This window comes from Amycolatopsis sp. EV170708-02-1 (assembly GCF_022479115.1).
Taxonomy (GTDB): domain Bacteria; phylum Actinomycetota; class Actinomycetes; order Mycobacteriales; family Pseudonocardiaceae; genus Amycolatopsis.
In genome coordinates this window covers 1,674,368-1,700,847 of sequence record NZ_CP092497.1, presented here as the reverse complement: position 1 = coordinate 1,700,847, position 26,480 = coordinate 1,674,368, and the positions used below count along the sequence as shown (strand labels likewise).

Below are 26,480 nucleotides of genomic sequence, written 5' to 3'. Positions count from 1 at the left end.
GCCGGATCACGCGTGTCGTCCGGTCGGTCACGTGACATCGCCGGTCGAGTCTCGTGAGTGGTGAGGACGGTTAGAACCGTCCTCACCACTCACGAGGCACGCCATGACACCTTTAGGGAGCTACAGGCCCGGCCTTGCCGTACAACCCGTTCCCTGCCCAGTTCACGAGATCGTGCGAAGGCCGCGAAGGCGGTGCGGGCACGAAGTTCGCGGCGTCGTCGACGCTTCCCGTGCCGTCGTACTTGGCCTGCAGCGGATACGGGAACACGGGCCGCGTACGGAAGACCTTGCCGTCGGCGTCTCGCCCGGTGGCGATCGTCCGGTCCGGTGCGGTGCCTCGCTCGACCCAGGAGACCAGTTCCTTCAGCGGGTCGTACTCGGTCAGCTTGTCCCCGGTCGCGCAGTGGTACAGAGCGGGGACCATGAACAGCCGGGCCCAGTCCCGCGTCGCGGCGGGGCCGCCGTTGGCGCGGGTGAGCCGCTCGTAGTAGTCGATGGTGCCCGCGGCGGGGATCGCCTGATCCGCCCAGCCGTGCCAGATCACGAGTTTCCCGCCCGCACGGCGGAATTCGCGAAGATCCGTCGACATGGCGTTGGAGCGGATGCCTTCCGGGGTCAGCCGGTCGAATTCGCGGGAGGTGAAGGTGAACTTCTCGACCGACGAATGCGGAGTACCGATCGGGTACGCCATGTACTTCAGATAGTTGTCGGCGAGTGCGTGTGCGAACGGAATCCCGCCGGTTTCCGGCGACGGGATGATCCAGCCGTACCACGAGAGTTCGGAGCCGACGGTCTGGCCGCCCGGGTACAGCTTGCGGCCGCGTTCGTCGGTCGGCGGCGCGTAGATCTTCTTCGTGGCGGCCACCTGCGCCGGAGTGAGGCAGCCGGCGTTGTCGGTGCCCGGAGGGCAGGCGATCGTGGCCGGGTCGAAGCGGCAGGTGCGCGGGTCGTCGATGGCGCCGTCGCCGAGCCCGTCGGACTTGTCGCAAGAGGACAGCGCGGCGGCGTGCAACGCCGGAAGTTTGTCTTCGGTCAGGATCGGCTTGCCGTCGGCGCCGGTGTTCACCTTGGCGAGCCACGTCTGGTACACGCCGAGCAGCGGCCCCCAGTATCCGGCCGGCGCACCCGCGACGATGCCGTCGAAGTCGTGCGGATAGCGCTGCGCGAGCAGAAGCGCCTCGCGGCCGCCGTCGGAGCAACCGCTGAAGTACGACTTCTTCGGCGGAGCGCCGTAGAAGGCCGTGATCAGCCGTTTGGACGCCTTCGAGACCACGTGCGGCGCCCGGAACGCGAAGTCGTCGCGTGCGGCCTGGTCGTTTTCGGCCCACTTGCCGTCGTCGACGACCGCGGGGGTCTTGCCGACGTGACCGTCGTCGGTGGCCGCGACGGCGACGTCGCCGCCGTGTGGGAGGCCGCAGTCGGCGAACGGCGGCGTGGTGACCACTCCGCAGAAGCCGCCGCAGCCGAATTGCAGATACCGGCCGGCGTAGGTCTTGGTCGGCAGCCGCAGCTGGAACCGCACCGCGGGTTCGACGTAGCCGCGGACGTCGCAGTTCTCCGGTTCGGTCGCCGTCGCCGGTACGACGGTGGCGGTCTCGACGTGCGTGACCGCGCCGGGAACGTCATAGGTCCGCACCAGGTCGGCGCAGGTGCGCACCGGGCGGATGGTCGTTTCGCCGGCGGTGGCCGCCGGAGCCGTGAGTATCGAGCCTGCCGTGATGAGCGCTGCCACGCCGAGCATGGACAACCGCCGCATGTCCCCACCCCAGTTTCCCGGATCGGCTTCAGTCGTGTCTTCACCCTGGCCCCGCGTCTGTCCGTTGTCCACCAGGTTTCGGGACATCCGGGTTGTCCAGTTCGGGCCAGGTTTGTCCGAGTGTCTTGACATCGATGTCACAGCCGAGCTTTTCTCTCTTGGCGCCACCGGTCCCCTGCCTGAGCGGCGCCCAGCATGCCCCCGCGAGAAAGCATTGGTGCAACGATGCCCCGAAGCGTCAGACCTTGGGTCTGCGGCCTCCTGAGTGCCACGGTGGTGGCGTCCGGGCTGGTAGCCCTCCCGGCCACCGCCTCGGCCGAAGAGCTCCCACCGGACTTCTACTCCTCTTTCGAACAAGGCGAGCCGGAGCCGACGTGGAGCGACACCGTCGACGTCGACCCGTCCGGAAAGCCGAAGGCCTTCGGTGTGGACGGCGCGAACGCCACCACCATCCCCGGTGACATCCGCGGCAAGGTCACCGAGGTCTCCGCCAACAGCGAGAACACCCCGAACGAGGGAGTGGCGAACCTCGTCGACGGCTCGACCGACACCAAGTGGCTGGCCTGGACCCCGACCGGCTGGGCACAGGTCACGCTGTCCGAGCCGACGTCGATCACCCGGTACGCGCTGTCCTCGGCGAACGACTTCGACAACCGCAACCCGCAGGACTGGACGCTCCAGGGTTCCGCCGACGGCAAGTCCTGGACCGAGCTGGACAAGCAGACCGGGCAGAAGTTCAGCGAGCCGTTCCAGAAGAAGGAGTACCGCCTCGCCGCCGCGAGTGCCGCGTACAAGTTCTTCCGGCTCGACGTCACCAAGAACAACGGTGGCCCGATCATGCAGCTCTCGGAGCTGCTCTTGGCGAACGAGGACCCGGCGCCGCCGGCGCTGCCGAATATGCGCAGCTTCGCCGACAGCGGTCCCGGCAGCGGCTACACCAGCAAGAACCGGGTCGGCTTCACCGGCCTACGCGCGTTCCGGTACTCCGGCAGCCACAAGGCGCAGGGGCACGGCTGGTCGTACAACAAGATCTTCGACGTCGACATCCCGGTGGCGGCGACCTCGGAGCTGTCGTACAAGGTGCAGCCGGAGTTCATCCGCGGCGACCTCAAGTACCCGAGCACGAACGTCGCGGTGGACCTGGCCTTCACCGACGGCACCTACCTGAGCCAGCTCGGCGCGGTCGACCAGTACGGCTTCGGCCTTTCCCCGCAAGGCCAAGGCGCGAGCAAGGTGCTCTACACCAACCAGTGGAACCTGGTGCGCTCGCAGATCGGCGTGGTCGCGAAGGGCAAGACGATCGACCGGATCCTGGTCGGCTACGACAACGCCGACGGCCCGGGTTCGCTGCAGGGCTGGCTGGACGACATCAAGGTCTCGGCGACTCCGACGCCGCCGGCCAGCCTGCGCCCGTCCGACAACGTGCTGACCACGCGCGGATCGCTGTCCAACGGGTCGTTCTCGCGCGGCAACAACATGCCCGCCACGGCGGTCCCGCACGGGTTCAACTTCTGGATCCCGACGACCGACGCGGGCACGTTGAGCTGGATGTACTCCTACCACTCGCGCAACAACGAGCAGAACCTCCCGGCGCTGCAGGCGTTCTCCGCGAGCCACGCGCCGAGCCCGTGGATGGCCGACCGGCAGACCTTCCAGTTCCTGCCCTCGACCGCGAGCGGCGTGCCGAATCCCGACCGTGAGGCGCGGAAGCTGCCGTTCAAGCACTCCAACGAGACGGCCCGCGCGCACTACTACGGCGTCGACTTCGAGAACGGCATCAAGACCGAGGTCGCGCCGACCGATCACGCGGCGCTGTACCGCTTCAAGTTCCCCGGAGCGGACTCGAACCTGATCTTCGACAACGTCAACAACAACGGCGGGCTCACCCTGGACCCGGCGGGCCGGGCGATCACCGGGTACAGCGACGTGAAGAGCGGGCTGTCCGCGGGTGCGACGCGGATGTTCGTCTACGCCACCTTCGACAAGCCGGTGACCGCCGGGTCGAAGCTGTCCACCGGTTCGGGTGACCAGAAGCGGGACAACGTCCTCGGCTACCTCAAGTTCGACGCGGGTGCCGACAAGACGGTGAACATGCGGATCGCGACCTCGCTGATCAGCGTCGACCAGGCGAAGAAGAACATGGAGCAGGAGCTCGCTCCGAACGCGACGCTCGAATCCGTCGCCGACGCCGCGCAGAACGCGTGGGATGAGAAGCTCAAGGTCGTCGAGGTCGAAGGCGCCTCGAAGGATCAGCTGATCACGCTGTACTCCAACCTCTACCGTCTGTTCCTGTACCCGAACTCGGGCTTCGAGAACGTCGGCACCGTCGAGAAGCCGGTGAAGAAGTACGCGAGCCCGGTGTCGCCCAAGGCCGGTCAGGACACTCCGACGCAGACCGGGGCGAAACTGGTCGACGGCGAGTTCTACGTCAACAACGGGTTCTGGGACACCTATCGCACGGTGTGGTCGGCGTATTCGCTGCTCAGCCCGGAAACCACCGGCAAGCTGGTCGACGGTTTCGTGCAGCAGTACCGTGACGGCGGCTGGATCTCGCGCTGGTCCTCCCCCGGCTATGCGGACCTGATGACCGGCACCAGCTCGGACGCCGCGTTCGCGGACGCCTATCTCAAGGGAGTCAAGGGTTTCGACGTCCAGTCGGCCTACGACTCGGCGATCAAGAACGCCACCGTGACCCCGCCGAACGGCGCGGTCGGCCGGAAGGGCATCGACGAGGGCACATTCCTCGGGTACGCGCCGAACACCGCCGACCACGGGTTCTCCTGGGCGATCGAGGGCTACGTCAACGACAACGCCATCGCGAACATGTCGAAGAAGCTCTACGACGAGGCCCCGGCGAACGACCCGCGCAAGCAGGAGTACCTGGACAACTACGGGTACTTCACCGAGCGGGCCACGCAGTACGTGAACGTGTTCGACCCGAGTGTCGGCTTCTTCCAGGGCCGTGACGCGGCGGGCAAGTTCACCCGGAGCAAGGAGCAGTTCGATCCGGAGGTCTGGGGTATCGACTACACCGAGACCAACGCGTACGGCATGCGGTTCTCGGTTCCGCAGGACGGGCAGGGCCTGGCGAACCTCTTCGGCGGCAAGGCGGGGCTGGCGTCCAAATTGGACGAATTCTTCGCCAAACCCGAGCAGGGGCTCAAATTCGGCACCTACCCCGGGGTCATCCACGAGATGACCGAGGCCAGGGACGTGCGGATGGGCATGTACGCGCATTCGAACCAGGCCGCGCACCACACGCTCTACATGTACGACTACGCGGGCCAGCCGTCGAAGACTCAGGCGAAGGTCCGCGAGGCGCTGGCCAGGTTGTACGTCGGCAGCGAGCTCGGCCAGGGCTACGGCGGTGACGAGGACAACGGCGAGCAGTCGGCCTGGTGGCTGTTCGGCATGCTGGGCTTCTACCCGCTGCAGGTCGGCAGCTCGGACTACGCGATCGGGTCGCCGCTGTTCACCAAGGCGACCGTGAACCTGCCCGGCGGCAAGAAGATCGTGGTCAACGCGCCGAAGAACAGCGCGAAGAACGTCTATGTCCAGGGCCTGAAGGTGAACGGCAAGGCGCAGACGTCGACGTCGCTGGCGCATTCGGCGATCGCGAACGGCGGGACGCTCGACTTCGACATGGGCCCGAACCCGTCGTCGTGGGGCACCGGGCCGGACGACGCGCCGAAGTCGATCACCAAGGGCGACGCGGTGCCGACGCCGGTGCACGACCTGACCAAGCCGGTCTCCGGCGGGGACGCCGCGTTCTTCGACAACACGTCGCGGACCGAGGCGAAGGTCAAGGCACCGATCCAGTACCAGGTGCCCTCGACTAACGAGGCGGGTTCGTTCTACACGCTGACTTCGGGCAAGGGTGCGGGCGACGCTAAGAGCTGGGTGCTGAAGGGCTCCTACGACGGGAAGAACTGGGCGGTCGCGGATCAGCGGACCGACCAGAAGTTCTCGTGGCGGCAGCAGACCAGGGCGTTCAAGATCGCGAACCCGGCGCACTACGCGTACTACCGGCTCGAAGTCACCGCGACCACGGGCGGCGAGGCGTCGCTGTCGGAGTTCGAGGTGCTGGGCAAACCCGACGCGGCGTGCACCCAGACGATCACGGGTGAGCGCAAGGGCCCGCTGACCGTGCAGAACGGGGTGACCTGTGTGGACGGTGCGACGGTGTCCGGTCCGGTGTCGGTGGCGGCGGGCGCGAGCCTGATCGTCCGCGGCGGCTCGATCTCCGGGCCGGTGACCGCGAACGGTGCGACGCAGGTCGTACTGGACCGGACGAAGGTGGGCGGCCCGGTGGCGATCACCGGGACGACCGGGCAGGTCTCGATCGAACTGACCGAGATCGGCGGACCGGTGGCATTGACGGGCAACAAGGGGCCGGTGCTGACCTCGAGCACGATCGGCGGACCTCTGGCGTGCGCGGCCAACTCCCCCGCTCCGACGGACTACGACCTGCAGAACACCGTCCGCGGCCCGGCCGCCGGGCAGTGCGCGAAGCTGTAGTCCTCCGGTAAGTACATGAAGGCCCCTTCCTTGCGCCTGGCGCAAGGAAGGGGGCCTTCATGTACTTCGAGACTCACTCTGCGCGAGCGCGCAGGATGCCGAAGCCGACCAGTGCTGCGGACAGCACTGTGAGGGCAAGGCCCGCGTAGGTGGTCGCCGTCAGGAAGCCGGCCGAACGCAGCGCAGCGGCCAGCGCTCCCGGGAAGACCAGCGCCAGGATGGTGCCGCTCAACGCGATGCCGATCCCGGTGGTGACCTCGCCGGCGGTGTCGACGAGCGCGGCTCCGATGGTGGTCCGGTCCAAGGGCAGGCCACGCATGACGTTGGTGCCCGCGACGACGCCGACCACCCGCATCCCCGCCGCGACGAGGGCGAGCGCGACGGCGATCCCGGCGTAGCCGAGCCCGCCGAACACGGTGTAGACCGCGAGCCCGCATACGACGGCGGCGGCGCTGAGCCAGGCGGCCTTGGTGAGCCCGACGCGGGTGATCAGCGGGCGGATGAGGGCCCCGCCGGCGATGAGGACGACGACCTGCGGCAGCATCCCGAGCGCCGCCTGGGCGGGCGCCCAGCCGAGGCCGAACTGGAGGTGCAGCGTCACGAGGTAGCTCAGCCCAGCGGTCGCCAGTCCGGCCGCGGCCTTCAGCGCCAGGCCGCTGGACACGAGTGGACGGGCGATGAGTTCCAGGTCGAGCAGGGGGTGCCGGGCGGTCTTTTCCCGGAGGACGAAGCAGGTCCCGGCGACGAGGGCGGCCGCGGCGGCGCCCCAGGGCAGAGCCGAGGCAGTGCCCGCTTCGACGAAGAACGTGGGGGCGAGCAGGGCGAGAACGATCGTCGCGGTTCCCAGGACGGCTCCCGCGACGTCGATCGGTTCGCGGTGCAGGCCGTCGGGATCGTCCGCCGGGATACCGGTCCGGATGCCGAGGTACGCGAGCGCGGCGACGGGCACGTTCACCAGCAGCAGCGCCTGCCAGGGCGCGACGGTGAGCGCCAGCCCGCCGGCGGTGGGGCCGATGGCGAGGCCGATGAGTCCCACCGTCGAGATCAGTGTGGTCGCGCGGACACGCTGCACGTCTTCGTCGAACAGGCGGAACGCGAGGGCGAGCGAACCCGGCGTCGTCATCGCGGCCGCGACACCCATGAGCGCGCGGACGGCGATCAGCTGCCATGCGGTTGTGACGAACATCGTGGCCAAGCTCGACACGCCGAGCAGGACGAGACCGGTGAGCATGACCTTGCGCCTGCCCACGCGGTCGGCCAGCGCGCCGAACGCGAGCATGAGGCCGCCGAACACGACGGAATACGCGCCGGTGACCCATTGCAGGGTCGTCGTCGAGGCGGCGAGTTCGCGGCCGATGGTCGGCAGCGCGACGTTGAGGATCGAGTTGTCGAGCATCTCGAACAGGAACACGGCCGAAAGCCCGGCCAGCGCGGGCCATTTCTCGGCGAGAACAGGGGTACGCAAAGGGACTACTCCTTCGAAACGAAGGAGTGACGGTTCATTCGATTCCGTGTATGCGCGTGCTCAGCGAGGAGAGCACGTTTCTACCCCGATGCGTCCAGTCTACTGCACTCGTGAGTGGTAAGGACGGTTAGAACCGTCCTTACCACTCACGAGGCCCGAAGCGGCAGGTCAGGCGGCCGCGCCCCGCACGGCCAGTTTCTGCACGTCCATGTACAGGCACCCGGCCGTCGTCGGCTGCGGCGAGCAGGGCCTGTCCGGATAGAACGACAGCTGGTTGGACGAAACGGTCAGCCGCACGAACCGCACCCCGGTCGCGCTGCCCGGAGCGAGCTGGAGCGCGGTGAGCTTGTTCAGGTCGGCGGGTTTGAAGTCGCCGGTGCCCGCCTTCACCCAGGTCGTGCCGTCCACCGAAGTCTCGACCGTGACGTCCTTGGCCGCGGCGGGCGGGTCGTCGCCGCAGACATTGGTCGGGTCGATCTCGATGGCGCTGACGTTGACCGGCTTGCCCAGTTTGATCGTGACGAACCGCGTCTCGACCTTGCCGTCGGGGCCGACGACCTTGTCGGTCGACCAGCCGCCACCGCCGAGCACCGACGAGGCCACGAGATCACCGGGGCCACAGCCGTACGGGGTGAAATCCTCGCCGTTGAACGCGATGACGTCGGCACCGGCGTCGCCGGACGCCCAGTTGAACCGCAGCTCCCAGTCGACCTTGGTGGTTCCCGACCGCACCGAGACCGCGCGGGTCTCGCTGTCCGCGCCGCCTCCGGAGGCGTAGACCTTGGGATAGGTGCCGGGGAGCACACCGGGGATGGTGTAGCCGCCCGCGGCGTCGGTGACCGCGGACAGCGAGCCGGCGAATCCGGAGTCGTGCCCGCTGAACCGGACCGCGACGCCCGCGATCGGGGTGCCGGTCTCCCGGTTGGTGACCTTGCCGGTCACCGTCCCGGTCGGGGTGCCGGCGGGCGGCGGGGTGGAGAAGTCCTCGGCGGGCGCGGTGTCGGCGCCGGTGATCGACGCGGCGAAGTACCCCATGCCGCGGGCGGCGAACGCCTTCCACAGTTTGGCGTGCGCGCGGCCGCCGTTGATCACCGTGTCTGCCTGCAGGATCGCGTTCCGCATGTCGAGGAACGACGGCGCCGCGGGCGAAAGCTCCATCGCGCGGGTGACCAGCGCCCGCGTCAGCTGCACACCGAGCGCCGAGCGGACGTCCCACAGCGTGCTCGCCCAGATCTCACCGTCGGCGTGCACCTCCGGGAAGCCGATGATCCGCCCGAGGTCGCCATAGGTGTAGCCACCGGGACCGGCCCCGGGGGTGCCGGGGCACTGCGGCGCACCGGCCCCGACGGGGCAGTCCAGCGGCTGGGTGCGGGCAAGGGGGACGCCGTTGCTGACGTAGTCGCCGCCGAGGAGTTCACCGGGGGCCGACGTGTCCTTGATCGCGTTGCGCCCGACGAGGTAGTCGAAGGCGTACCAGTCGCTCCAGGCCTCGCCCATCGAGCCGGACTGCAGGGAGCTCAGGGTGGAGTTGCCCTGCGCGTCGACGACGAGCCGGTTGGACAGGCCGTGGGTGTATTCGTGGTGGATGATCGTGGCGTCGTCCGCGGAGTTCGCCGCGAGGAACGGGTCGGTCGGATCCCGGGGATCGCGGAACAGGAACATCCCCATCGTCGGCGCGTGGCCGTCCGGCGGGGTGCCCATGAACGCGTTGTTGTAGTAGCCGGGCGTCTCCGCGCCGAGCAGCGTGTGGACCTGGACGGCGTCGCCGTCGACCTTCTCGAAGTTGCCCGCCGCGCGGGTGAAGCCGATCGGGAAGGAGGCGAGGTGGTCGTGGAAGCTTCCGACGTAGGCCAGCGCCTGCACGGCGTTCTGTTCGCGGTTCTTCGCCCACGAACCGGGCGTCTTCGGGTCCCAGGAGCAAGGCCTCGCCGCCGAGCACGGCGGGCCGACGGTGGCGTTGAAGTCGGTGAACCGGTAGCGGAAGGTGCCGTCGGTGTTCCGGCCGATCTCTTCCTGCGGCTGGAATTTCTGGTCGCCGTTGACGTCGGCGGCGACGTGCGCAACGTTGCCGTCCAGGGTCTTGGCGTCGGCGGGCAGCCAGCCCTTCTGGCTCAGGTTGACCTGCTTCTGCGGGCCGGGCTGGGCTTCCCAGGCCAGCCCCTTGGCGCCGTCGGCGTCATTGGCGTGGTTGACCAGGTTCTTGCGGTAGAGCAGTTTGCCGGTGCCGGCGTCGGTCACTTCCTGGAACATCTGGTCCACGGCGGGTTTGGCCAGCGTGTACCAGGCGGGACGGATCCCGTCGCCGGTCAGGAACGCGACCTGCTTCGAGTCGGGGGCGGGTGCGGCCAGCGTCACCGCGCCGAGCGACGCGGGAAGGTCGCGCACGGGCGCGCCGTCCAGCTGGATCAGCCTGCCGTCCTTGGTGACGTGTGCCTTCAACCCGTTGCCGAATACAGGAACCCCGCCGACGGACTGGGTGAAGGACAGATGGTGCGTGCCTTCGACGTCGACATAGTCCTTGCGCAGGTTCAGTTTCGCGGTGTCGCCGGCGCTGAGTCCGACGAGGCTTTCCTTGTCCCGCAAATAGTTCAGCACGATGTCGCGGGGCGACTTGCCGCTCGGTCCGGTGAGGAAACCGTCGGTGCGGGCCAGGATCCGGGGTGTACCGGTCAGCTCGTCGAAGTCGAGCAGGGCCTGGTTGCCCAGTTCCGCCCGCGCCGTGGCGAGCGAGTTCGCCCGCGACGCGGCGAGCCGGTCTCGCGCGGCCAGGACGCGCGGACTGGTTCTCGCCGTGTCACGGACATCGACGTCCTTCCCGGATCTGTCCGGTGTGGCGTGCACGGCGCCCGGTGCCGGTGCCGCTCCGGCTTGGGGCGCTGTGACCAGCGCTAATACGGTGATGGCGGTCGCGGCGCACAACGAGGCACGCGAACGCGACGAACGTGACGTCACTCCAGACCCCTCTCTCGGTGGTGACGCAGACGTTCCATTCGTACCGATACAGTCACAGCGGACGTCAGCGCCGATCAGGTACGGCAATCCCGGTGAGCGGTACCCCTGGCACGATGGTGTCCACAGTGGAATCAAGAGGGATTCGTAGGGGACGATGGACAGCGCCACGGAATTCGAGCGGCTGCGACCCGCCATGTTCGGGCTGGCGTATCGCCTGCTCGGTTCGGCCGCGGAGGCGGAAGACGCCGTCCAAGACGCCTACCCGAAATGGGCGGGCGCCGAGCGCGAGTCGATCGGTTCGCCGCGGGCGTGGCTGGCGAAGGTGGTCACCAATCTCTGCCTGAACCGGCTCACGTCCGCCAGAGCACAGCGCGAGCGGTACGTCGGGCCATGGTTGCCCGAACCGGTTCTGACCTCGGCCGATGCGCTCGGCCCGTTGGAGACGGCGGAGCAGCGGGATTCGGTGTCGCTGGCGATGCTGGTGCTGCTGGAGCGGCTCGGCCCGATGGAGCGCGCGGTGTTCGTGCTGAAGGAGGCTTTCGCCTACAGCCATCGCGAGATCGCCGGGATCCTCGACGTCTCCGAGGTCAACTCGCGTCAGCTGCACAGCCGTGCGCGAAAGGCGCTGGACCGATCGGACGAGCGACGGGTTTCGGACCCGCGTCAGCACGAAAAGCTGGTCGAGAGCTTCCTGTCCGCGGCGCGGGACGGCGATTTGCCCGCCCTGGAGAGCCTACTCACCGCCGACGTGACGGCGTGGTCGGACGGCGGCGGAAAGGTCACCGCGGCGCGGCGTCCGGTGCACGGCGCGGCCAAGGTCGCACGGCTGTACGCCGGGATGTTCGCCGGGGCCGACCAGGTGTCGATCGAGATCCTCGAGGTCAACGGCGGCCCGGCGGTGGTCGCGACGGCCGGTGACGTGCTGTTCGGCATCCTCGGGTTCGAGGTGGTGGACGGCCGGATCCGCGGGCTGCGCGCGGTCGGGAACCCCGACAAGCTCACGTTCCTCTCGGGGCAGCTGTCACGTTCCGGATGGCCCGCCGGTTCTTGAGGGTGGAAGCTCTCACGAAGGAGGACCAAGGTGGCGAACCCGATTCTGGTGACCGGCGGTACCGGCGACCTCGGCCGCGAGGTGGTGCGGCGGCTGGTGGCCGAAGATCGGCGGGTCCGCGTCATGAGCAGGCGGCCTCGGCCCGCGGACGAGCCGAACGAGTGGGCGCGGTGCGACCTGAAGACCGGTGACGGTCTCGCCGAGGCGGTGGACGGTGTGTCGGCGATCATCCATTGCGCGTCGACGCTGGGCCGCGGGGACGAGCAGGTGACGCGGAACCTGGTCGAGGCGGCGAAGCGGGCGGGGAATCCGCACGTGGTGTACATCTCGATCGTCGGCATCGACGTGATCCGGTTCTTCTATTACGACGAGAAGCTGGCCTCGGAGAAGGTGATCGAGGACTCCGGTCTGCCGTGGACGGTGCTGCGCGCGACGCAGTTCCACGAGCTGGTCGCGCGGGCGTCGTCGGCGCAGCGGCGGCTGCCGGTGACGATCATGCCGTCGGGCTTCCGGTTCCAGCCGGTCAGCACCGGCGATGTCGCGGAGAGGCTGGTCGCCTTGGCGTCCGGTGAGCCGTCGGGGCGGGTGCCGGACATGGGCGGCCCGGAGGTGCGGAGCGCGCGTGACCTGGCGGAGGCCTATCAGCGCTCGGTGGGGCGCCGGAAGCCGATCGTGTCGTTGTGGCTGCCGGGCAAGGCGGCGAGGGCGTTCCGGGCGGGCGGCAACCTGACGCCGGAGAACGCGACCGGTGTGGGCACTTTCGAGGAGTTCCTCTCCTCACGCGTTTAGTCCTCTGGACGCGGCACACCGAGCCGGGCTCACGCGTGGGAGTTACGGTGGCCTGGTGACGATCACCGGGTTCTTCTCCTCCTTCGAAACGGGTGATCCGCAGCCGGTGGATCCGGCCTTGCGTGTCGGCACCGGACCGCGTTCGTCGCCGACCGCGAAGCCCGGCGTCGGGTTCACGGGCGCGCACGCGCTTCGCTACGAGAACACGGTGCGCGCGACGCTGTTCGAAGTGGACGTCGAGGTCACCGGCCACACCGAACTGTCCTATGTGGTCTTCCCCGAGGCCGAGTCCGACGTGCCCGGCTATCGCGGCACCTTCGTGGCACTGGACCTCGAGTTCGACGACGGGACGTCGGCCGGGTTCAGCGCCGCGGAGCAGGGGCTGGGCAAGACGCTGTACGTGGACCAGTGGAATCTCGTGCGCAGGAGGCTGGGCGAGTTCGCCGGGCGGCGGGTCACCCGGATCGTCCTGGTCAGCGAACCGCCGGACGGCGAGAGCGCGGGTTGGGTGGACGACGTCCGGATCCGCGAGCGGGCGATCGAGATCGGCGATCCGGTCGACCACGTCCGCACCACCCGCGGCACGCATTCCAGCGACAAGTTCTCGCGCGGCAACAACTTCCCCGCGACGGCGATCCCGCACGGCTTCAACTTCTGGACCCCGGTCACCGACGCGAGCGCCACCAACTGGATCTACAGCTACCACCGGCACAACGATGCCGCCAACCACCCGGCACTGCAGGCGTTCGCCCTGTCGCATCAGCCGAGCCCGTGGATGGGCGACCGGCACACCTTCCAGGTGATGCCGGGTATCGGGCCGGTGGAGGCCGACCGGGCCAAGCGTGCGCTCGCGTTCTCCCACGACGACGAGGTCGACCGGCCGCATCACTACGGTGTCCGGTTCGCCAACGGCGTCACCACCGACATCGCCCCGGCGGATCACGCGGCGCTGTTCCGCTTCACCTTCCCGGGTGATCGCGGCTGGCTGCTGTTCGACAACGCCCGCAACCGGGCGGTGTGCGCCTCGACGCGGCGAACGGCGTGGTCACCGGCCACACCTGGGTCCGCAGCCGGTTGTCGGCCGGGGCGCGGCGGATGTTCGTGTACGCCGAGTTCGACGTCCCGGCCGAACGCGGCGGGAGGATCCGGCGGCCGGTGTGGCGCACGGTGACCGGGTTCCTGGAGTTCGCGGCGGGCGAGGTGACGATGCGGATCGCGACGTCGCTGATCAGCCTCGCGCAGGCGAAGCGGAACCTCGACCAGGAGATCCCCGCCGGCACGAGCGTCGAGCAGGTCCGTGACCAGGCCCGCGCGCGGTGGTCCGAGGTGCTGGACCGGGTCGAGATCGAGGGTGCGACCGAGGACCAGCGCACCACGTTCTACTCCAACCTCTACCGGCTCTTCCTGTATCCGAACTCCGCGCACGAGGACACGCCGAAGGGTGTCCGTCACGCGAGTCCGGTGATCCGGCGGTTCTGGCCCAGCACGCGCACCAGGACCGGCGCGAAGGTCGTGGACGGCGAGATGTACGTCAACAACGGCTTCTGGGACACCTATCGCACCACGTGGCCCGCGTATGCCCTGCTCACCCCCGGCCGGTGCGGGCGGATGATCGACGGGTTCGTCCAGCAGTACCGCGAGGGCGGCTGGATCTCGCGCTGGTCCTCCCCCGGTTACGCCAACCTCATGACCGGGACCAGTTCCGACGTGGCGTTCGCCGACGCGTACCTCAAGGGCGTGCGCGGCTTCGACGTCGAGGCCGCCTACGAAGCGGCGCTCAAGAACGCGACCGTGACACCGAGCGGCCAGAGCGTCGGCCGGAAGGGCCTGCACGAGTCGATCTTCCTCGGGTTCACGCCGACGTCGGTCCACGAAGGGCTGTCGTGGGCGCTGGAGGGCTGCGTCAACGATTTCGGCCTCGCCAATTTCGCCGAGGCGCTCGGACGGAACGACGACGCCGCGTACTTCCGGCAGCGCTCGCAGCAGTACGCGAACCACTTCGACCACCTGATCGGGTTCTTCCAGGGCCGCAACCGGGACGGGAGCCGTCATTTCGGTGCCGCGGGCTACGACCCCGAGGCGTGGGGCGGTGACTTCACCGAGACGAATTCCTGGAACACCGCGTTCTCCGTTCCCCACGACGGCGGCGGGCTCGCCGCGCTGCACGGCGGCACCGAAGCGCTGGAGTCCCGGCTGGACACCTTCTTCGCGACTCCGGAGACCGGCCGCAAACCGGGTTCCTACGGCGGGCTGATCCACGAGATGACCGAGGCCCGCGACGTCCGGATGGGACAGTACGGGCATTCCAACCAGCCTTCCCATCACATCCCGTGGATCTACCACTACGCGGGCGCGCCGTCGAAGACGCAGCGGATCGTGCGGGAGGTCCTGCGGCGGCTCTACGTCGGGAGCGACCTCGGCCAGGGTTACCCGGGCGACGAAGACAACGGCGAGATGTCCGCTTGGTACGTCTTCGCCGCGCTCGGGTTCTACCCGCTGGCGATGGGCAGCCCCGAGTACGTGATCGGCTCGCCGCTGTTCACGAAGGCGACCGTCCACCTGGAGAACGGGAAGGACCTGGTCGTCGAGGCACCCGGCAACACCGAAGACACCGTGTACGTCCAGGGGCTGACGATCGACGGACGGCCGCACGACAGCGGCACGCTCCCGCACTCCGCGCTGGCCGAGGGCGCCGTGCTGAAGTTCACGATGGGCGAGCGGCCGTCGGACTGGGGCCGCTCCCCCGCCGAGCCCGCCGATCCGAGCCCGCTCACGGACATCACGGTGGCCGACGGTCCGCTGTTCGACGACACGACCAAGACGGAGGTCACCTTCCCCGGGCGCGATCCCGTCATCGAGTTCCCTGTCGAGGACTCCTCACGCGAGGTCGTGATGTACACGTTGACCTCGGGCAGCCGGCGGGGTGATCCGCGTTCGTGGGTGCTGGAGGGTTCCGACGACGGCGAGCAGTGGACGCTGCTGGACCAGCGGGAGGGTGAGCGGTTCCGCTGGCGTCGTCAGACACGGCCGTTCGCCCTCGCCGGGCCGGTGAGGCACGCCCGATACCGTCTTCGCGTCACCTCGTCCACCGCCCGGCGGGTCACCCTCGCCCAAGGAGAGCTGCTCGCCCGATGATCTCCCGCATCACCCAGGCCACGACCGACCGTCTGGTCGCCTCCGATCCCGGCCTGGTCCGGCTCCGGCTCGGTTTCTCGGCCGTGCTCAGCATCGTGGTCGCGGTGCTGGCGATCCTGCCGTTCCATCAGCCGCTCACGGTCGTCCTCGTCGCCGCGATCTCCGCGATGACGTCCGCCTTCACGGTCAATGACGAGACTCCTGGGCAGCAGGCGGTGACGCTGATACTGGGGCTGGTGCTCGGCGCGGCGTCGCTCACCGCGGCGAGCGTGGGTTCCGCGGTGCCGCCGCTGGACAGCATCGTGTTCGTGTTGCTGATCTTCGTCGCGGTCTACGCGCAGCGGTTCGGTTCGCGTGGGATCGCGCTGGGCTCGCTGTCGTTCTTCCTGTTCTTCTTCGCGATGTTCCTGCAGACGCATTTGAAGCAGGTGCCGGTGCTGCTGCTGGCGCTGACGATCGGGATCGCGGCCAACGCGGTGGTCCGGTTCGTCCTGTTGCGACGGCATAACGACGCGGAGTTCCTGCGGATCCGGCGGGCGTTCCGGGCCCGGCTCGCCGCGGTGGTGCGCGCGGCCGAGGACCACCTCGCGGTCGGCGGCAGCGAGCGCACCCGCAAGCGGCTCCGCACGACGAACGCCCGGATGCACGAATCCGTGCTGCTCATCGAGGACACGGCACCGGAGGTGACCGGCGCGGATTCGGTGAACCGGCTGCGCCGCCGGGCGATCGAGGTCGAGCTGGCGGTGCAGTGGCTGACGATCACCGTGCAGCGCACCTGCGCCGAGGACCTCGACGAGGACGTCCGCGACGACCTGATCGCGCGGATGCGGCGCTTCCGGTCGCTGATCGAGCGCGATCCGCGGGAGCTGCCGCTGATCAGCGAGACCGAAGAGTTCAGCAAGATGCTGGTGGAAGGCAGCCGGATCGACGAGCACGCCGCGCCCGGTGACGGCGTCCGGCGCGCGCTTGCCGAACTCGCGCTGGCCGACGTGCGCGCGCAGCGGGTCGCCGAACACGACGTCTCCGATGCCGTCGACGATCCCGAAGACCCCGAGGAGGAGAAGTCGTCGGCGTTCGCCTACGACAACCAGACGCGCAGCGCCATCCAAGCCGTCGTGGGCGGCGGGCTCGCCGTGCTCGGCGGGGAGCTGGTGTCGAGCCAGCGGTGGTACTGGGCGGTGCTGACCGTGTTCGTGGTGTTCATCGGCTCGTCGACCGCGGGGGCGACGTTCGTCAAGGGGGTCCGGCGGATCGGCGGCACGCTGATCGGGATCGTGGGCGGGCTGGTGCTGACGCTGCTCGTGTCGGGCAGTGTGCCGGCGACGCTGGCGCTGATCCTGGTGTGCGTGTTCGGCATGGTCTACATGGCGCGGGTGTCGCAGGTGATCATGGCGTTCTTCATCACCAGCATGCTCGGGCTGCTGTACAGCCTGCTGGGCACGTTCAGCATCGAGGTGCTGTGGATCCGGGTCGCGGAGACCGCCGTCGGCGCGGCGGCCGGGGTGCTGGCGGCGGTGGTGATCGTGCCGGTGCGCACGCGCGCGGTGATGCTCGACGACGTCTCGGCGTTGCTGGAGGAACTGGACGAGTTCGTCGAGAAGGCCGCGGGCCTGCTGTCCGGCGCGGAGAACGTGAGCGTCATCGAGAAGTCGCGGGATCTGGACCGGGCGGTGGACAAGGTCCGCACCACGATCGAGCCGCTGACCCATCCGGTGAACCTCAGCAGCCGTCGCGACTACGGCTGGCACGTGCTCACGACGGTGGAGACGATCGCCTTCCGCGCCCGGCACGTCGCGGCGCGGTCACAGGCGGGGCTGCTGCTCAACGAGGCGGACCGGCTGCGGCTGTACACCGGGCGGATCCGGGCGAACATCGCCGTGCTGCGGGAGGCGATCGGTGATCCCGGCGGTTCGGGGCACGGGACGCTGGTCCGGGACGACGGCACGCCGGTGGCGGACCGGATCGACGATCCGCGGGCGCGTTCGGTGCTGACCAGCCTCGGGCATCTCGACGAGACGGTGATCGCGCTGGGGCGGGTGTTCGGGGTGGAGGCCACGGATCCGGCTCCGTCCGCGAAGTCGTGACGTCTCGTGAGTGGTAAGGACGGTTCTAACCGTCCTTACCACTCACGAGGATTCATGGGTCAGTTCTTCGGTTTGGGGCAGTTCTTCCACGAGAAGTGGTAAGTGGTCTTGATGGAACCGTCGGTCGAGTCCATGGTGACGAAGCTGGTGGTCTTCTTCGGATCGGAAGTGCCGACCGCGGCCCGCAGTTCCGTGTTGATGTTGAAGTTCCGGTCCTCGCCACAGGGTTTGTAGACGATGGCGCCGACTTCGATGTCGTCGGTGAACTGCCAGTTGTCCTCGAACGGGCCTTTGAGGCTGTGGGTTACGTACGACGTCGGCGAATTGCCTTGGAAGTAGTAGTTCGCCCGTTCCAGTCCGGTGGCTCCCGCGGCCAGGGAGGCGAATCCGCGGTAGTCGGTGCCCGCGATGCCGTAGGTGAATCCCTGCGGTACGTGGACATAGAGGTTGAGCTGACAGTTCTTGCGCAGATCGGTCGGTTTCGCGCCGACGCCGACCTGCGCGGTGTATTCGCTGTAGGTGACGGTGAACGCGGTGTTGTCCGGTGACACGGAAACGGCCGCCGTACCCGGTTTGCATCCGGTTCCGTTGACCGTCACGACGTCGATGACTATCTTGTCGGACGGCAACGGGGGCGGCACCCACGCGTTCGGGGTGACGACCGAGGAGAAAAGCGTTGCGGCAGCGACCAGCACGTTGAGCATGGGATCCTTCCCAAAGCTTCCACACGGCGGGATGCGGCGGATTCGCGGGCAGCCCCGCCGATCGGACGGAAACGGTTTCGGTCACCGGACACAGGGGTGACCGCCGGAAATGGGGTCGAGAAGACTCGCCGCCGCCGGGCAGGGCGGCGACGAGCGGTGAAGTCCTCGTTCAGAGCGGCCAAGGCCCTGACCGGGCATGGGTGGGACGGCCTTCTTCGCCGACCGGGAAGCAGGCCGTCACCCTGTAGGAGAGGTCAGGAGGCCGGGCAGGTCTTCCACGAGAAGTGGTAGGTGGTCTTGAACGCGCCGTCGGTGGAGTCCATCGTGATGAAACTGGTGGTCTTCTTCGGATCCGACGAACCCGCGCCGACCCTCAGTTCCGTGTTCACGTTGAGATTCCGGTCCTCGCCGCACGGCTTGTAGATGATGACGCCACCTTCGGCCTCGTCACGGAACTGCCAGTTGTCCGAGATCGGCCCGTTGACGGGATGGCTCACCTGCGCGGTCGGCGAATTGCCTTGGAAGTAGTAATTCGCCCGCTGCAATGCCTTCGCGCCGGATTCGAGCGAGGCGAAACCGCGGTAATCGGCACTGGCGATACCGTAGGTGAATCCCTGCGGCACGTGGATGTTGAGGTTCAGCTGGCAGTTCTTTCTGAAGTCGGTGGGCTTCGCGCCGACGCCGACCTGGGCGGTGTATTCGCTGTAGGTGACCGTGAAGGAAGTATTGTCCCTGGCGACGGCCACCGCGGACGAACCCGGCGGGCAGCCGGACCCGTTGACGGTGACGACGTCGATGACGACCCGGTCGGGCGGCGGTCCGGGCGGCGGGGACATACTGTTCGGCGTTATTATCGACGAGAAAAGAGATACGGCGGCAACCATTGCATTGAGCATGGGGTCCTTCCCGAAACTTCCACACGGGGGGCGGGGAACTGGGCGGACTCATGCTAGCGAGTCGATCATCACGATGCCGCCCGCCGATCGGACGAAACCGTCTCGGCAATCGGTTCATGAAAACATATTATGGACTGTAACCGTTTTCCGAGACCAATGAGAACGCCATCGGCCCCGGAAAACACCATTCGATTCGCACGATATGAAAAATGCTTTCGCGGTTTCACCGTTGACGATTCCGCGGAGACAGGCCGGCTCAGGCGGCGGCCAGGCTCGCCGCTTCGCCGAGCAGGGCCACCGCGCCGGGTTCCCACGGGCCCGCGGTGATCACGACGGCGTGGTCCAGCCCCCAGGACGCGAACTCGCCGCACCGGCGGGCGAAGTCCTTTGAGGACTCCCCCGGCGCGAGCCGGGTCGCGATGGTCTTCTCGATCTCCTCGACAGGGCGCCCGACGTCGGCACAGTGCCGGGCGAGGACGTCCAGCTGCGCGCGGACCGTCTCACCGCCGTCGGGAATGTCGAAGAGGTTGCACGCGTCGGCGTGCTCGGCGACCAGTCGCAGGGTCCGTTTCGGTCCGGTGCCGCCGATGAGCACCTTCGGCCGCCGCACCGGCAAGGGGTTGTTCACCGGCCGCTCCAGCCGGTAATACCTGCCGGCGAACGCCGACGTGTCGCCGTCCCACATCCGGCGGGCGATCCGGAGGGTCTCCTCCAGTCGTTCGAACCGTTCGGGGACCGGCGGGAGCGACAGTCCCATCGCACGGGCCTCGTCCTCCTGGTAGCCGGCGCCGATCCCCAGCCAGGCGCGGCCTCGTGACAGGACGTCGAGTGTGGTGACCGCTTTCACCAGGAGGGCGGGCGCGCGGAAGGTGGCGGCGCTGACCATGGTGCCGAGCCGGATCCGGGACGTCGCCGAGGCGAGGAAGCCCAGCGTCGTGTACGCCTCCAGCATCTCCGAGTCCGGCGTGCTGCCCGGCGCCGCCTGCAGGAGGTGGTCAGCGACCCACAGGGTGTCGAGGCCGGTCGCGTCGGCCGTCCGGGCGACTTCGAGAAGGTTGTCCACCAGACCGCCGGGCCAGGAGAAATCGGTGACACTGATGCTGATTCGCATGATCTTCCTCATCTTCCGGGGGGTTTCGAAGGGCGGCGGCCCGCCGATCGGGCTCAGGTGGATGCCGGCGATGAGCCAGCGGTCTTCGTCGCGGACGAACACGTGGGTGACGCGGAACCGGCCGTCGACCCGGTGCCCCTGATGCGTGCCCTCCTGGGCGTGCACGCCGACGGACACGGCGGCCGCGCCGTAGACGCGGACGTCGACCTCGGACCAGTCCAGCTTCCCGGTGACCAGCTCGCCGCCGCGGTAGCGCTGCAGCCATTGCGGTTTCCCGAGCACGAACCCGAGCGGCCCGACCAGCGTGAAGTCGGCGGTGGTCATCGCGTTGAGTGCTTCGGTGTCGCCGCGCACCTCGGCGTCGGCCCAGCGGGCCCCCAGGTCGCGGATCTCGCTCTCCGTACTGCGCATGGCGTTTCCTCCGTTTCGTTCGACCTCCACAACGTTAGATATCGAACGATTTGATGTCAAACCCTTAGATTGATGCGCTATGCTCCGGGGCGTGCAGAAACCCACCGCGGCACCCATCGGCGTCGTCCTCGCCAAGACCGCCAAATCCGTCGGACGCGCCTTCGATCAGGCGCTGGCCGCCGACGGCGGTTCACAGCCCGTGTGGCAGATCCTGATCACGCTGAAGACCCGGCGCGTGGCCAACCAGCGCGAGCTCGCGGCCGCGGTCGGCATCCAGGGCGCCACGCTCACCCACCACCTGAACGCCATGGAGGGTGCGGGCCTGATCACCCGGCGGCGCGATCCGGACAACCGGCGGGTGCATGTCGTCGAGCTCACCGACGAGGGTGAAACGGTCTTCCACCGGTTGGCGAAGGCGGCGATCGCGCACGACAAACGGATCCGGGCCGGGTTCAGCGACGAAGAGATCACCACGCTGGCCGGGCTGCTGTCGCGACTCGCCGCGAACGTGGCCGCCGACGGCATCGATCAAGAAAACAGTGACTGGACGCACCCGAACGGCGACTCGGGACAGGACTAGCATCGCGGTACAAGTCGATGTCGCCTCAAGCTGGAGAACCGCAATGACCCAAGCCCCTGTCAACGTCACCGTCACCGGTGCGGCCGGCCAGATCGGCTACGCGCTGCTCTTCCGCATCGCGTCCGGTCAGCTGCTCGGCCCGGACACCCCGGTGAAGCTGCGGCTCCTGGAGATCCCGCAGGCGGTCAAGGCGGCTGAGGGCACCGCGATGGAGCTCGAAGACGGCGCGTTCCCGCTGCTGTCGGGCATCGACATCTTCGACGACCCGAAGCAGGCCTTCGAGGGCGCGAACGTCGCCCTGCTCGTCGGCGCCCGCCCCCGCGCGAAGGGCATGGAGCGCGGCGACCTGCTCGAGGCCAACGGTGGCATCTTCAAGCCGCAGGGTGAGGCCATCAACGCCGGCGCGGCGAGCGACATCAAGGTCCTCGTGGTCGGCAACCCGGCCAACACCAACGCCCTCATCGCGCAGGCGCACGCGCCGGACGTCCCGGCCGACCGCTTCACCGCGATGACCCGCCTCGACCACAACCGCGCCCTCGCGCAGCTGTCGAAGAAGCTGGGCGTACCGGTGACCGAGCTGAAGAAGGTCGCGATCTGGGGCAACCACTCCGCGACCCAGTACCCGTCGATCGCGCACGCCGAGGTGTCCGGCAAGGCCGCGACCGAGGTCATCACCGACCAGGCGTGGCTCACCGACGACTTCATCCCCACCGTCGCCAAGCGCGGCGCGGCGATCATCGAGGCCCGCGGCCTGTCCTCCGCGGCGTCGGCCGCCTCCGCCGCGATCGACCACGTGTACACCTGGGTCAACGGCACCCCCGAGGGTGACTGGACCTCGGCGGCGGTCGTGTCCGACGGCTCCTACGGTGTCCCCGAGGGCCTGATCTCCTCGTTCCCGGTCACCGCCGCGAACGGCGAGTACAAGATCGTCCAGGGCCTGGAGATCGACGACTTCTCGCGCGCCCGCATCGACGCTTCGGTCAACGAGCTGGCTGAAGAGCGCGACGCGGTGAAGAAGCTCGGCCTCATCTGAGCCTGAACCACCTCACGAAGGCGGCCGCGTCCCCCGGGACGCGGCCGCCTTTTCGCGGCCGATGATCGTGTCGAGGTTCGCGCGAGTGGTCTCCAACTCGCCGATCGCGTCGTCGATCCGGCTCCGCTGCTGCCGCAGCGCCTCGACCAGCTCCGGGCAATCCGGGGTCAGCCAGCCGTCCTCGTCGACGATGCAGGGCAGGATCTCCAGGATCTGCGCGGTGTTCAGCCCGGCCCCGAGCAGGATCCTGATCCGCCGCACCGCCGCCACGTCGGCGTCCCCGTAGACGCGATAGCCGCTCGGACGCCGCTCCGGGGTGAGCAGGCCCTGCTCCTCGTAGTACCGCAGCGCGCGCTCGCTGACGCCGGTCCGCCGCGCGAGTTCCCCGATCCGCATCCGCACTCCAGACTTGACTCTCACGTCAATGTCAAGGTTTAGCTTAGCCGCCATGACCACCGTGACCGTCCTCGGACTCGGCCCCATGGGACACGCCCTCGCCGCCGCCCTTATCGCCGCCGGCCACCCCACCACCGTCTGGAATCGCAGTCCTGGCAAGGAAAACGGCCTGGACGCCGCCGTCGCCGCGACCGCCGCCGAAGCGATCACTGCCAGCCCTCTTGTGATCGTCTGCGTGCGGGACTACGCCGTCGCGCGGTCGATCCTCGACCCCGGCGCGCTCAGGGGCCGCACCCTGGTGAACCTCAGCGGAGGCTCACCGCGGCAGGCCCGCGAGATGGCGGCGTGGGCCGCCGAGCACGGCATCGACTACCTCGACGGCGTCGTCATGGCGACCACCGACGCCATCGGCGGCCCGGACGCGGCCCTGTTCTTCAGCGGCCCCGCCGACGTCTACGAAACACACCGGCCCACGCTGGCCGCGCTCGGCGAGAACGCGCTCTACGTCGGCGACTCCCCCGGCCGGGCAGCCGCGTTCGACGCGTCGTTGCAGGACATGCTCTGGACGTCGATGAGCGGCGTGATCCACATGTTCGCGCTCGCCAAGGCGGAGGGCATCGCCGCCGCCGACATCGCCGCGCACGCCAAGGCACTGCTCGGCTTCTTCCCCACCATGATCGACCTGCTCGCCGAACAGGTCGCCACCGAGAACTACTCCGGCGACGCGGGCACCCTCGAATCCACCGCCGCGACGATGGACCACATCCTCGACGCGATCCGCGCCCAAGACCTCGACAACGGCGTCCTGTCCGCCGCCCGCGCCGAAGTGCGACGAGCCATCGACGCGGGGCACGGGCAAGACGGGTTCGCCCGCCTCGCCGCCCTCCGGCCAGGGACCTAGCCTCCGGTGACGTCGCGAAAGTGGCTTTCGCGACCCGCCTCCGCCATCCCCGGCCCGACACACCCTCAAGACCGGAACTGCCGCGCCTTGATCCCGTACTGGCCCATCTTCCGGTACAGCGTCGCCCGGCCCATCCCGAGTTTCTCCGCCGCACCGACCACAGTGGACCCCGGCTCGGCGAGGCAGCGCACGATCTCGTCCCGCTCCATCGCCTGCAACCGGCTCAAGCGATGCCCCACCCCGGAGAACACCTCCGCCGGCAGATGCCTGCTGTCGATCACGTCCGACCGCGACGCCGCCTCCCGCACCACCCAGCGCAGCTGTTTGGCGTTCTCCGGCCAGTCACAGGCCGTCAGCGCCCGCACCGCGGCCGGGGTGAACACCACCTCGCGGCCCCGGTCGCGGCGGGCGAAATGATGGGCCAGCGGAAGAACGTCGTCCGGCCGGAACCGCAGCGCCGGAACCTCGACCACGACCTCGACCAGCGGGGCGAGCGCCTCCGGAATCGCACCCGCGTCCTGCGCGGTCAGCACGAACGGCGGCGGCTCACCTTCCCGGCGCGCCTGGGCGAACAACCCCGCCAGCTCGGCGGCCGCCCACGCCGGGAGGGTGTCCACCCCCGAGACGATCACGCACGTCTCGTCCTTGAGCAGTTCCGGAGTCCACAGCGTCAGCCACGTGTCCACGTCGTCCGGCGCGGGAGGGCGCGCGTTGAGCACCCGGTCACGCGGCCGCGTCGCCCGCCGCGCGGCCGACGCGAGCGCCGTCTTCCCCGCCCCGGCCTCACCGACGACCGCGACCACCCGCCCTCGGCTCAACGCCGACCCCACCTCGTCGAGCGCCTCCGACCAACCCGGCGACAGACTCGGGACATCGGCCGGATCGAACCGATCGGAATGCACCCGGAACACCTCACCACGCGGCGCCGGCCGCGGAGTCCGCCCCGAAGCCCGCGCCAACATCAACGCCGCCGTGTTCCCGGCCGCCGCCTGCGCCAGCGCCAGCAGCAACTCCGACGACTGATCCGACCACGTCGTCAGATTCACGCTCCCGGCCAACGCGCCGGTCAGCGGATCCAGCACCGGCACCGCCGCACACGTATAACCCCGCAACCCCGTGCAGTAATGCTCCGCCGCCCGCACCAACGTCGGCGCACGATCGGCCAGCGCCAAACCCAGCCCGTTGGTCCCGGCGTTGCTCTCCGCGAAGTAGAACCCCGGCGCCAGATGCACCCGATCCAACGACCGGACGATCGACGCGTCCGTGCACAGCCTGCTCAGCACCAGGCCCTCACTGTCGGTGATCATCAAGCTGACCGGCTCGTTCGCCAGCGTCGCCTGCAGACCCCGCAACACCTCGTTGCCGCACTCGTACAACAGCGAACCGGTGTCCAGCGACCCGGTGAACACCGGCCGGACCTCGTCCTCGGGCGCGCCGTACCGGGCGCTGCGCTGCCAGGACGCCCGCAACCGCGGCGCGATCACCGCATTCGCGCTCTCCACATCGACCTCCCGGGACGCGACACTGCGTTCGGACCTTCGCTCAGCGTACGTGCGCGACCCGCGTCCCACAGGACCGTCGGTGTCTCAAACTGAGACACCGACCGACTCCCTGACCTGCGCCGACGCCCCTACCGTTCACCTCCAACGTGCCAACGGCGGTCACGAACGCGGAGGAAGACCCATGTACACCAAGGACGGCGAGAGCTACTTCATCGTGGACGCGCACGTCGCGCTCTGGGACGCCAGGCCGGAGAACCAGGCCAACATCCACGGCAAGCAGTTCATCGACTGCTTCTACGACTACCACCGCAACCTCAGCCCCGAATCCGAGCTGTGGTCCTACGAGGAATACCTCTACTACGGCGGCGCACGTCTGATGAAGGACCTCTTCCAGGACGGCTACGTCGACCACGCCATCTTCCAGCCCGCCCACCTCGGCGCCTTCTACAAGAACGGCTTCGGCCAGACCGAAGAGGCCTTCGCCCTCGCCCGGCAGCACCCGGACAAACTCACCTACAACCACTGCTTCGACCCACGCCTCGAACAAGCAGGCCTCGACCAGCTACGCCGCGACGCCGAACGCTTCGGCCTCAAAGGCGTCAAGCTCTACACCGCGGAATGGCGCGACGACTCCCGCGGCTACAAACTCGACGACCCGTGGTGCCGCCGCTACCTGGAAGCCTGCCTCGAACTCGGCATCCGCAACATCCACGTCCACAAGGGCCCGACCATCCGCCCGCTCGACCGCGACGCCTTCGACGTCGCCGACATCGACAAGGTCGCCACCGACTACACCGGCCTCAACTTCGTCGTCGAACACTGCGGACTCCCCCGGCTCGAAGACTTCTGCTGGATCGCCACCCAGGAACCCAACGTCCACGCCGGCCTCGCCGTCGCGATGCCGTTCATCCACACCCGCCCGCGCTACTTCGCCCAGATCATCGGCGAACTCCTCTACTGGCTCGACGAAGACCGCATCCAGTTTTCCAGCGACTACGCGCTCTGGACCCCGAAATGGCTGGTCGAACGGTTCGTCGACTTCCAGATCCCCGAGGACATGACCGAATACGCGCCGCTCACCACCGACCAGAAGCGCAAGATCCTCGGCCTCAACGCCGCCGCGATGTACGACCTCCCGGTACCCGACGAACTCCAGGTCCGGCGCGTCGAACCCCAAGCCGTCTCGGTGGCCTGAC

The 26,480-nt window shown here is 68.6% G+C and carries 16 protein-coding genes and 1 pseudogene; 9 read left to right on the top strand and 8 right to left on the bottom strand.

Annotated features, from left to right (window positions below; all coding sequences use genetic code 11):
* Positions 1-112 precede the first annotated feature (112 nt).
* A complete protein-coding gene (locus MJQ72_RS07710; protein WP_240598433.1) occupies positions 113-1,756 on the bottom strand; it encodes a tannase/feruloyl esterase family alpha/beta hydrolase in 1,644 nt (547 codons plus the stop codon).
* 225 nt (positions 1,757-1,981) lie between these two features.
* Between MJQ72_RS07710 and MJQ72_RS07705 the strand changes: the two genes are divergently transcribed.
* Positions 1,982-6,274 (top strand): GH92 family glycosyl hydrolase, encoded by a 4,293-nt coding sequence (locus MJQ72_RS07705; protein ID WP_240598432.1) that lies wholly within the window; start codon positions 1,982-1,984, stop codon positions 6,272-6,274.
* Positions 6,275-6,347: 73 nt separating this feature from the next.
* Here the strand turns inward: MJQ72_RS07705 and MJQ72_RS07700 are convergent, their stop codons facing one another.
* Positions 6,348-7,739 (bottom strand): MFS transporter, encoded by a 1,392-nt coding sequence (locus MJQ72_RS07700; protein ID WP_240598431.1) that lies wholly within the window; start codon positions 7,737-7,739, stop codon positions 6,348-6,350.
* A 168-nt stretch (positions 7,740-7,907) separates the two neighbouring features.
* A complete protein-coding gene (locus MJQ72_RS07695) occupies positions 7,908-10,580 on the bottom strand; it encodes a M36 family metallopeptidase (protein ID WP_240598430.1) in 2,673 nt (890 codons plus the stop codon).
* A 265-nt stretch (positions 10,581-10,845) separates the two neighbouring features.
* On the opposite strand from MJQ72_RS07695, the gene MJQ72_RS07690 reads away from it, so the two are divergent.
* The 4 genes and pseudogenes from MJQ72_RS07690 (at position 10,846) to MJQ72_RS07675 (ending at position 17,750) form a co-directional block, all read left to right on the top strand.
* Entirely contained in the window at positions 10,846-11,742 is an 897-nt protein-coding gene (locus tag MJQ72_RS07690) for an RNA polymerase sigma-70 factor (protein WP_240598429.1), read from the top strand.
* A gap of 30 nt (positions 11,743-11,772) precedes the next feature.
* Complete coding sequence (locus tag MJQ72_RS07685) at positions 11,773-12,531, top strand: SDR family oxidoreductase (RefSeq protein ID WP_240598427.1); 759 nt, start codon at positions 11,773-11,775, stop codon at positions 12,529-12,531.
* A gap of 55 nt (positions 12,532-12,586) precedes the next feature.
* Positions 12,587-15,666, top strand: a pseudogene (locus tag MJQ72_RS07680) (GH92 family glycosyl hydrolase).
* The gene (locus tag MJQ72_RS07675) at positions 15,663-17,750 is read left to right on the top strand and encodes an FUSC family protein (protein WP_240598425.1); all 2,088 of its coding nucleotides are present in this window, start codon (positions 15,663-15,665) and stop codon (positions 17,748-17,750) included. The pseudogene MJQ72_RS07680 and the gene MJQ72_RS07675 overlap by 4 nt, the downstream one beginning before the upstream one ends.
* Positions 17,751-17,809: 59 nt before the next feature.
* Here the strand turns inward: MJQ72_RS07675 and MJQ72_RS07670 are convergent, their stop codons facing one another.
* From MJQ72_RS07670 to MJQ72_RS07660, 3 genes are all read right to left on the bottom strand, one after another.
* Positions 17,810-18,454, bottom strand: a complete 645-nt coding sequence (locus tag MJQ72_RS07670; RefSeq protein WP_240598423.1) for a DUF4360 domain-containing protein — start codon at positions 18,452-18,454, stop codon at positions 17,810-17,812.
* A gap of 254 nt (positions 18,455-18,708) precedes the next feature.
* Positions 18,709-19,350 carry a DUF4360 domain-containing protein gene (locus MJQ72_RS07665; protein WP_240598422.1) on the bottom strand — a complete coding sequence of 214 codons (642 nt, stop codon included), beginning with the start codon at positions 19,348-19,350 and terminating at the stop codon, positions 18,709-18,711.
* A gap of 256 nt (positions 19,351-19,606) precedes the next feature.
* Positions 19,607-20,872, bottom strand: coding sequence for a TIGR03560 family F420-dependent LLM class oxidoreductase (locus MJQ72_RS07660; RefSeq protein ID WP_315860840.1), 1,266 nt, complete (start codon positions 20,870-20,872; stop codon positions 19,607-19,609).
* 91 nt (positions 20,873-20,963) lie between these two features.
* Between MJQ72_RS07660 and MJQ72_RS07650 the strand changes: the two genes are divergently transcribed.
* Positions 20,964-21,452, top strand: a complete 489-nt coding sequence (locus tag MJQ72_RS07650) for a MarR family winged helix-turn-helix transcriptional regulator (protein WP_240598421.1) — start codon at positions 20,964-20,966, stop codon at positions 21,450-21,452.
* A gap of 43 nt (positions 21,453-21,495) precedes the next feature.
* A complete protein-coding gene (locus tag MJQ72_RS07645; protein WP_037338241.1) occupies positions 21,496-22,485 on the top strand; it encodes a malate dehydrogenase in 990 nt (329 codons plus the stop codon).
* A gap of 12 nt (positions 22,486-22,497) precedes the next feature.
* Here MJQ72_RS07645 and MJQ72_RS07640 read toward each other — a convergent pair whose 3' ends face one another.
* On the bottom strand, positions 22,498-22,881 hold the full coding sequence (locus MJQ72_RS07640) for a MerR family transcriptional regulator (protein ID WP_240598420.1): 384 nt from the start codon (positions 22,879-22,881) through the stop codon (positions 22,498-22,500).
* Between the two features lie 52 nt (positions 22,882-22,933).
* Here MJQ72_RS07640 and MJQ72_RS07635 point away from each other — a divergent pair, with 52 nt between their 5' ends.
* Positions 22,934-23,782, top strand: coding sequence for an NAD(P)-dependent oxidoreductase (locus MJQ72_RS07635; RefSeq protein WP_240598419.1), 849 nt, complete (start codon positions 22,934-22,936; stop codon positions 23,780-23,782).
* A gap of 65 nt (positions 23,783-23,847) precedes the next feature.
* On the opposite strand, the gene MJQ72_RS44780 is transcribed toward MJQ72_RS07635, so the two are convergent.
* Positions 23,848-25,284: a helix-turn-helix domain-containing protein gene (locus MJQ72_RS44780; RefSeq protein ID WP_315860839.1), complete on the bottom strand. Its 1,437-nt coding sequence runs from the start codon at positions 25,282-25,284 to the stop codon at positions 23,848-23,850.
* Positions 25,285-25,465: 181 nt separating this feature from the next.
* On the opposite strand from MJQ72_RS44780, the gene MJQ72_RS07620 reads away from it, so the two are divergent.
* A complete protein-coding gene (locus tag MJQ72_RS07620; RefSeq protein WP_240598418.1) occupies positions 25,466-26,479 on the top strand; it encodes an amidohydrolase family protein in 1,014 nt (337 codons plus the stop codon).
* The last annotated feature ends 1 nt before the right edge of the window (position 26,480 follow it).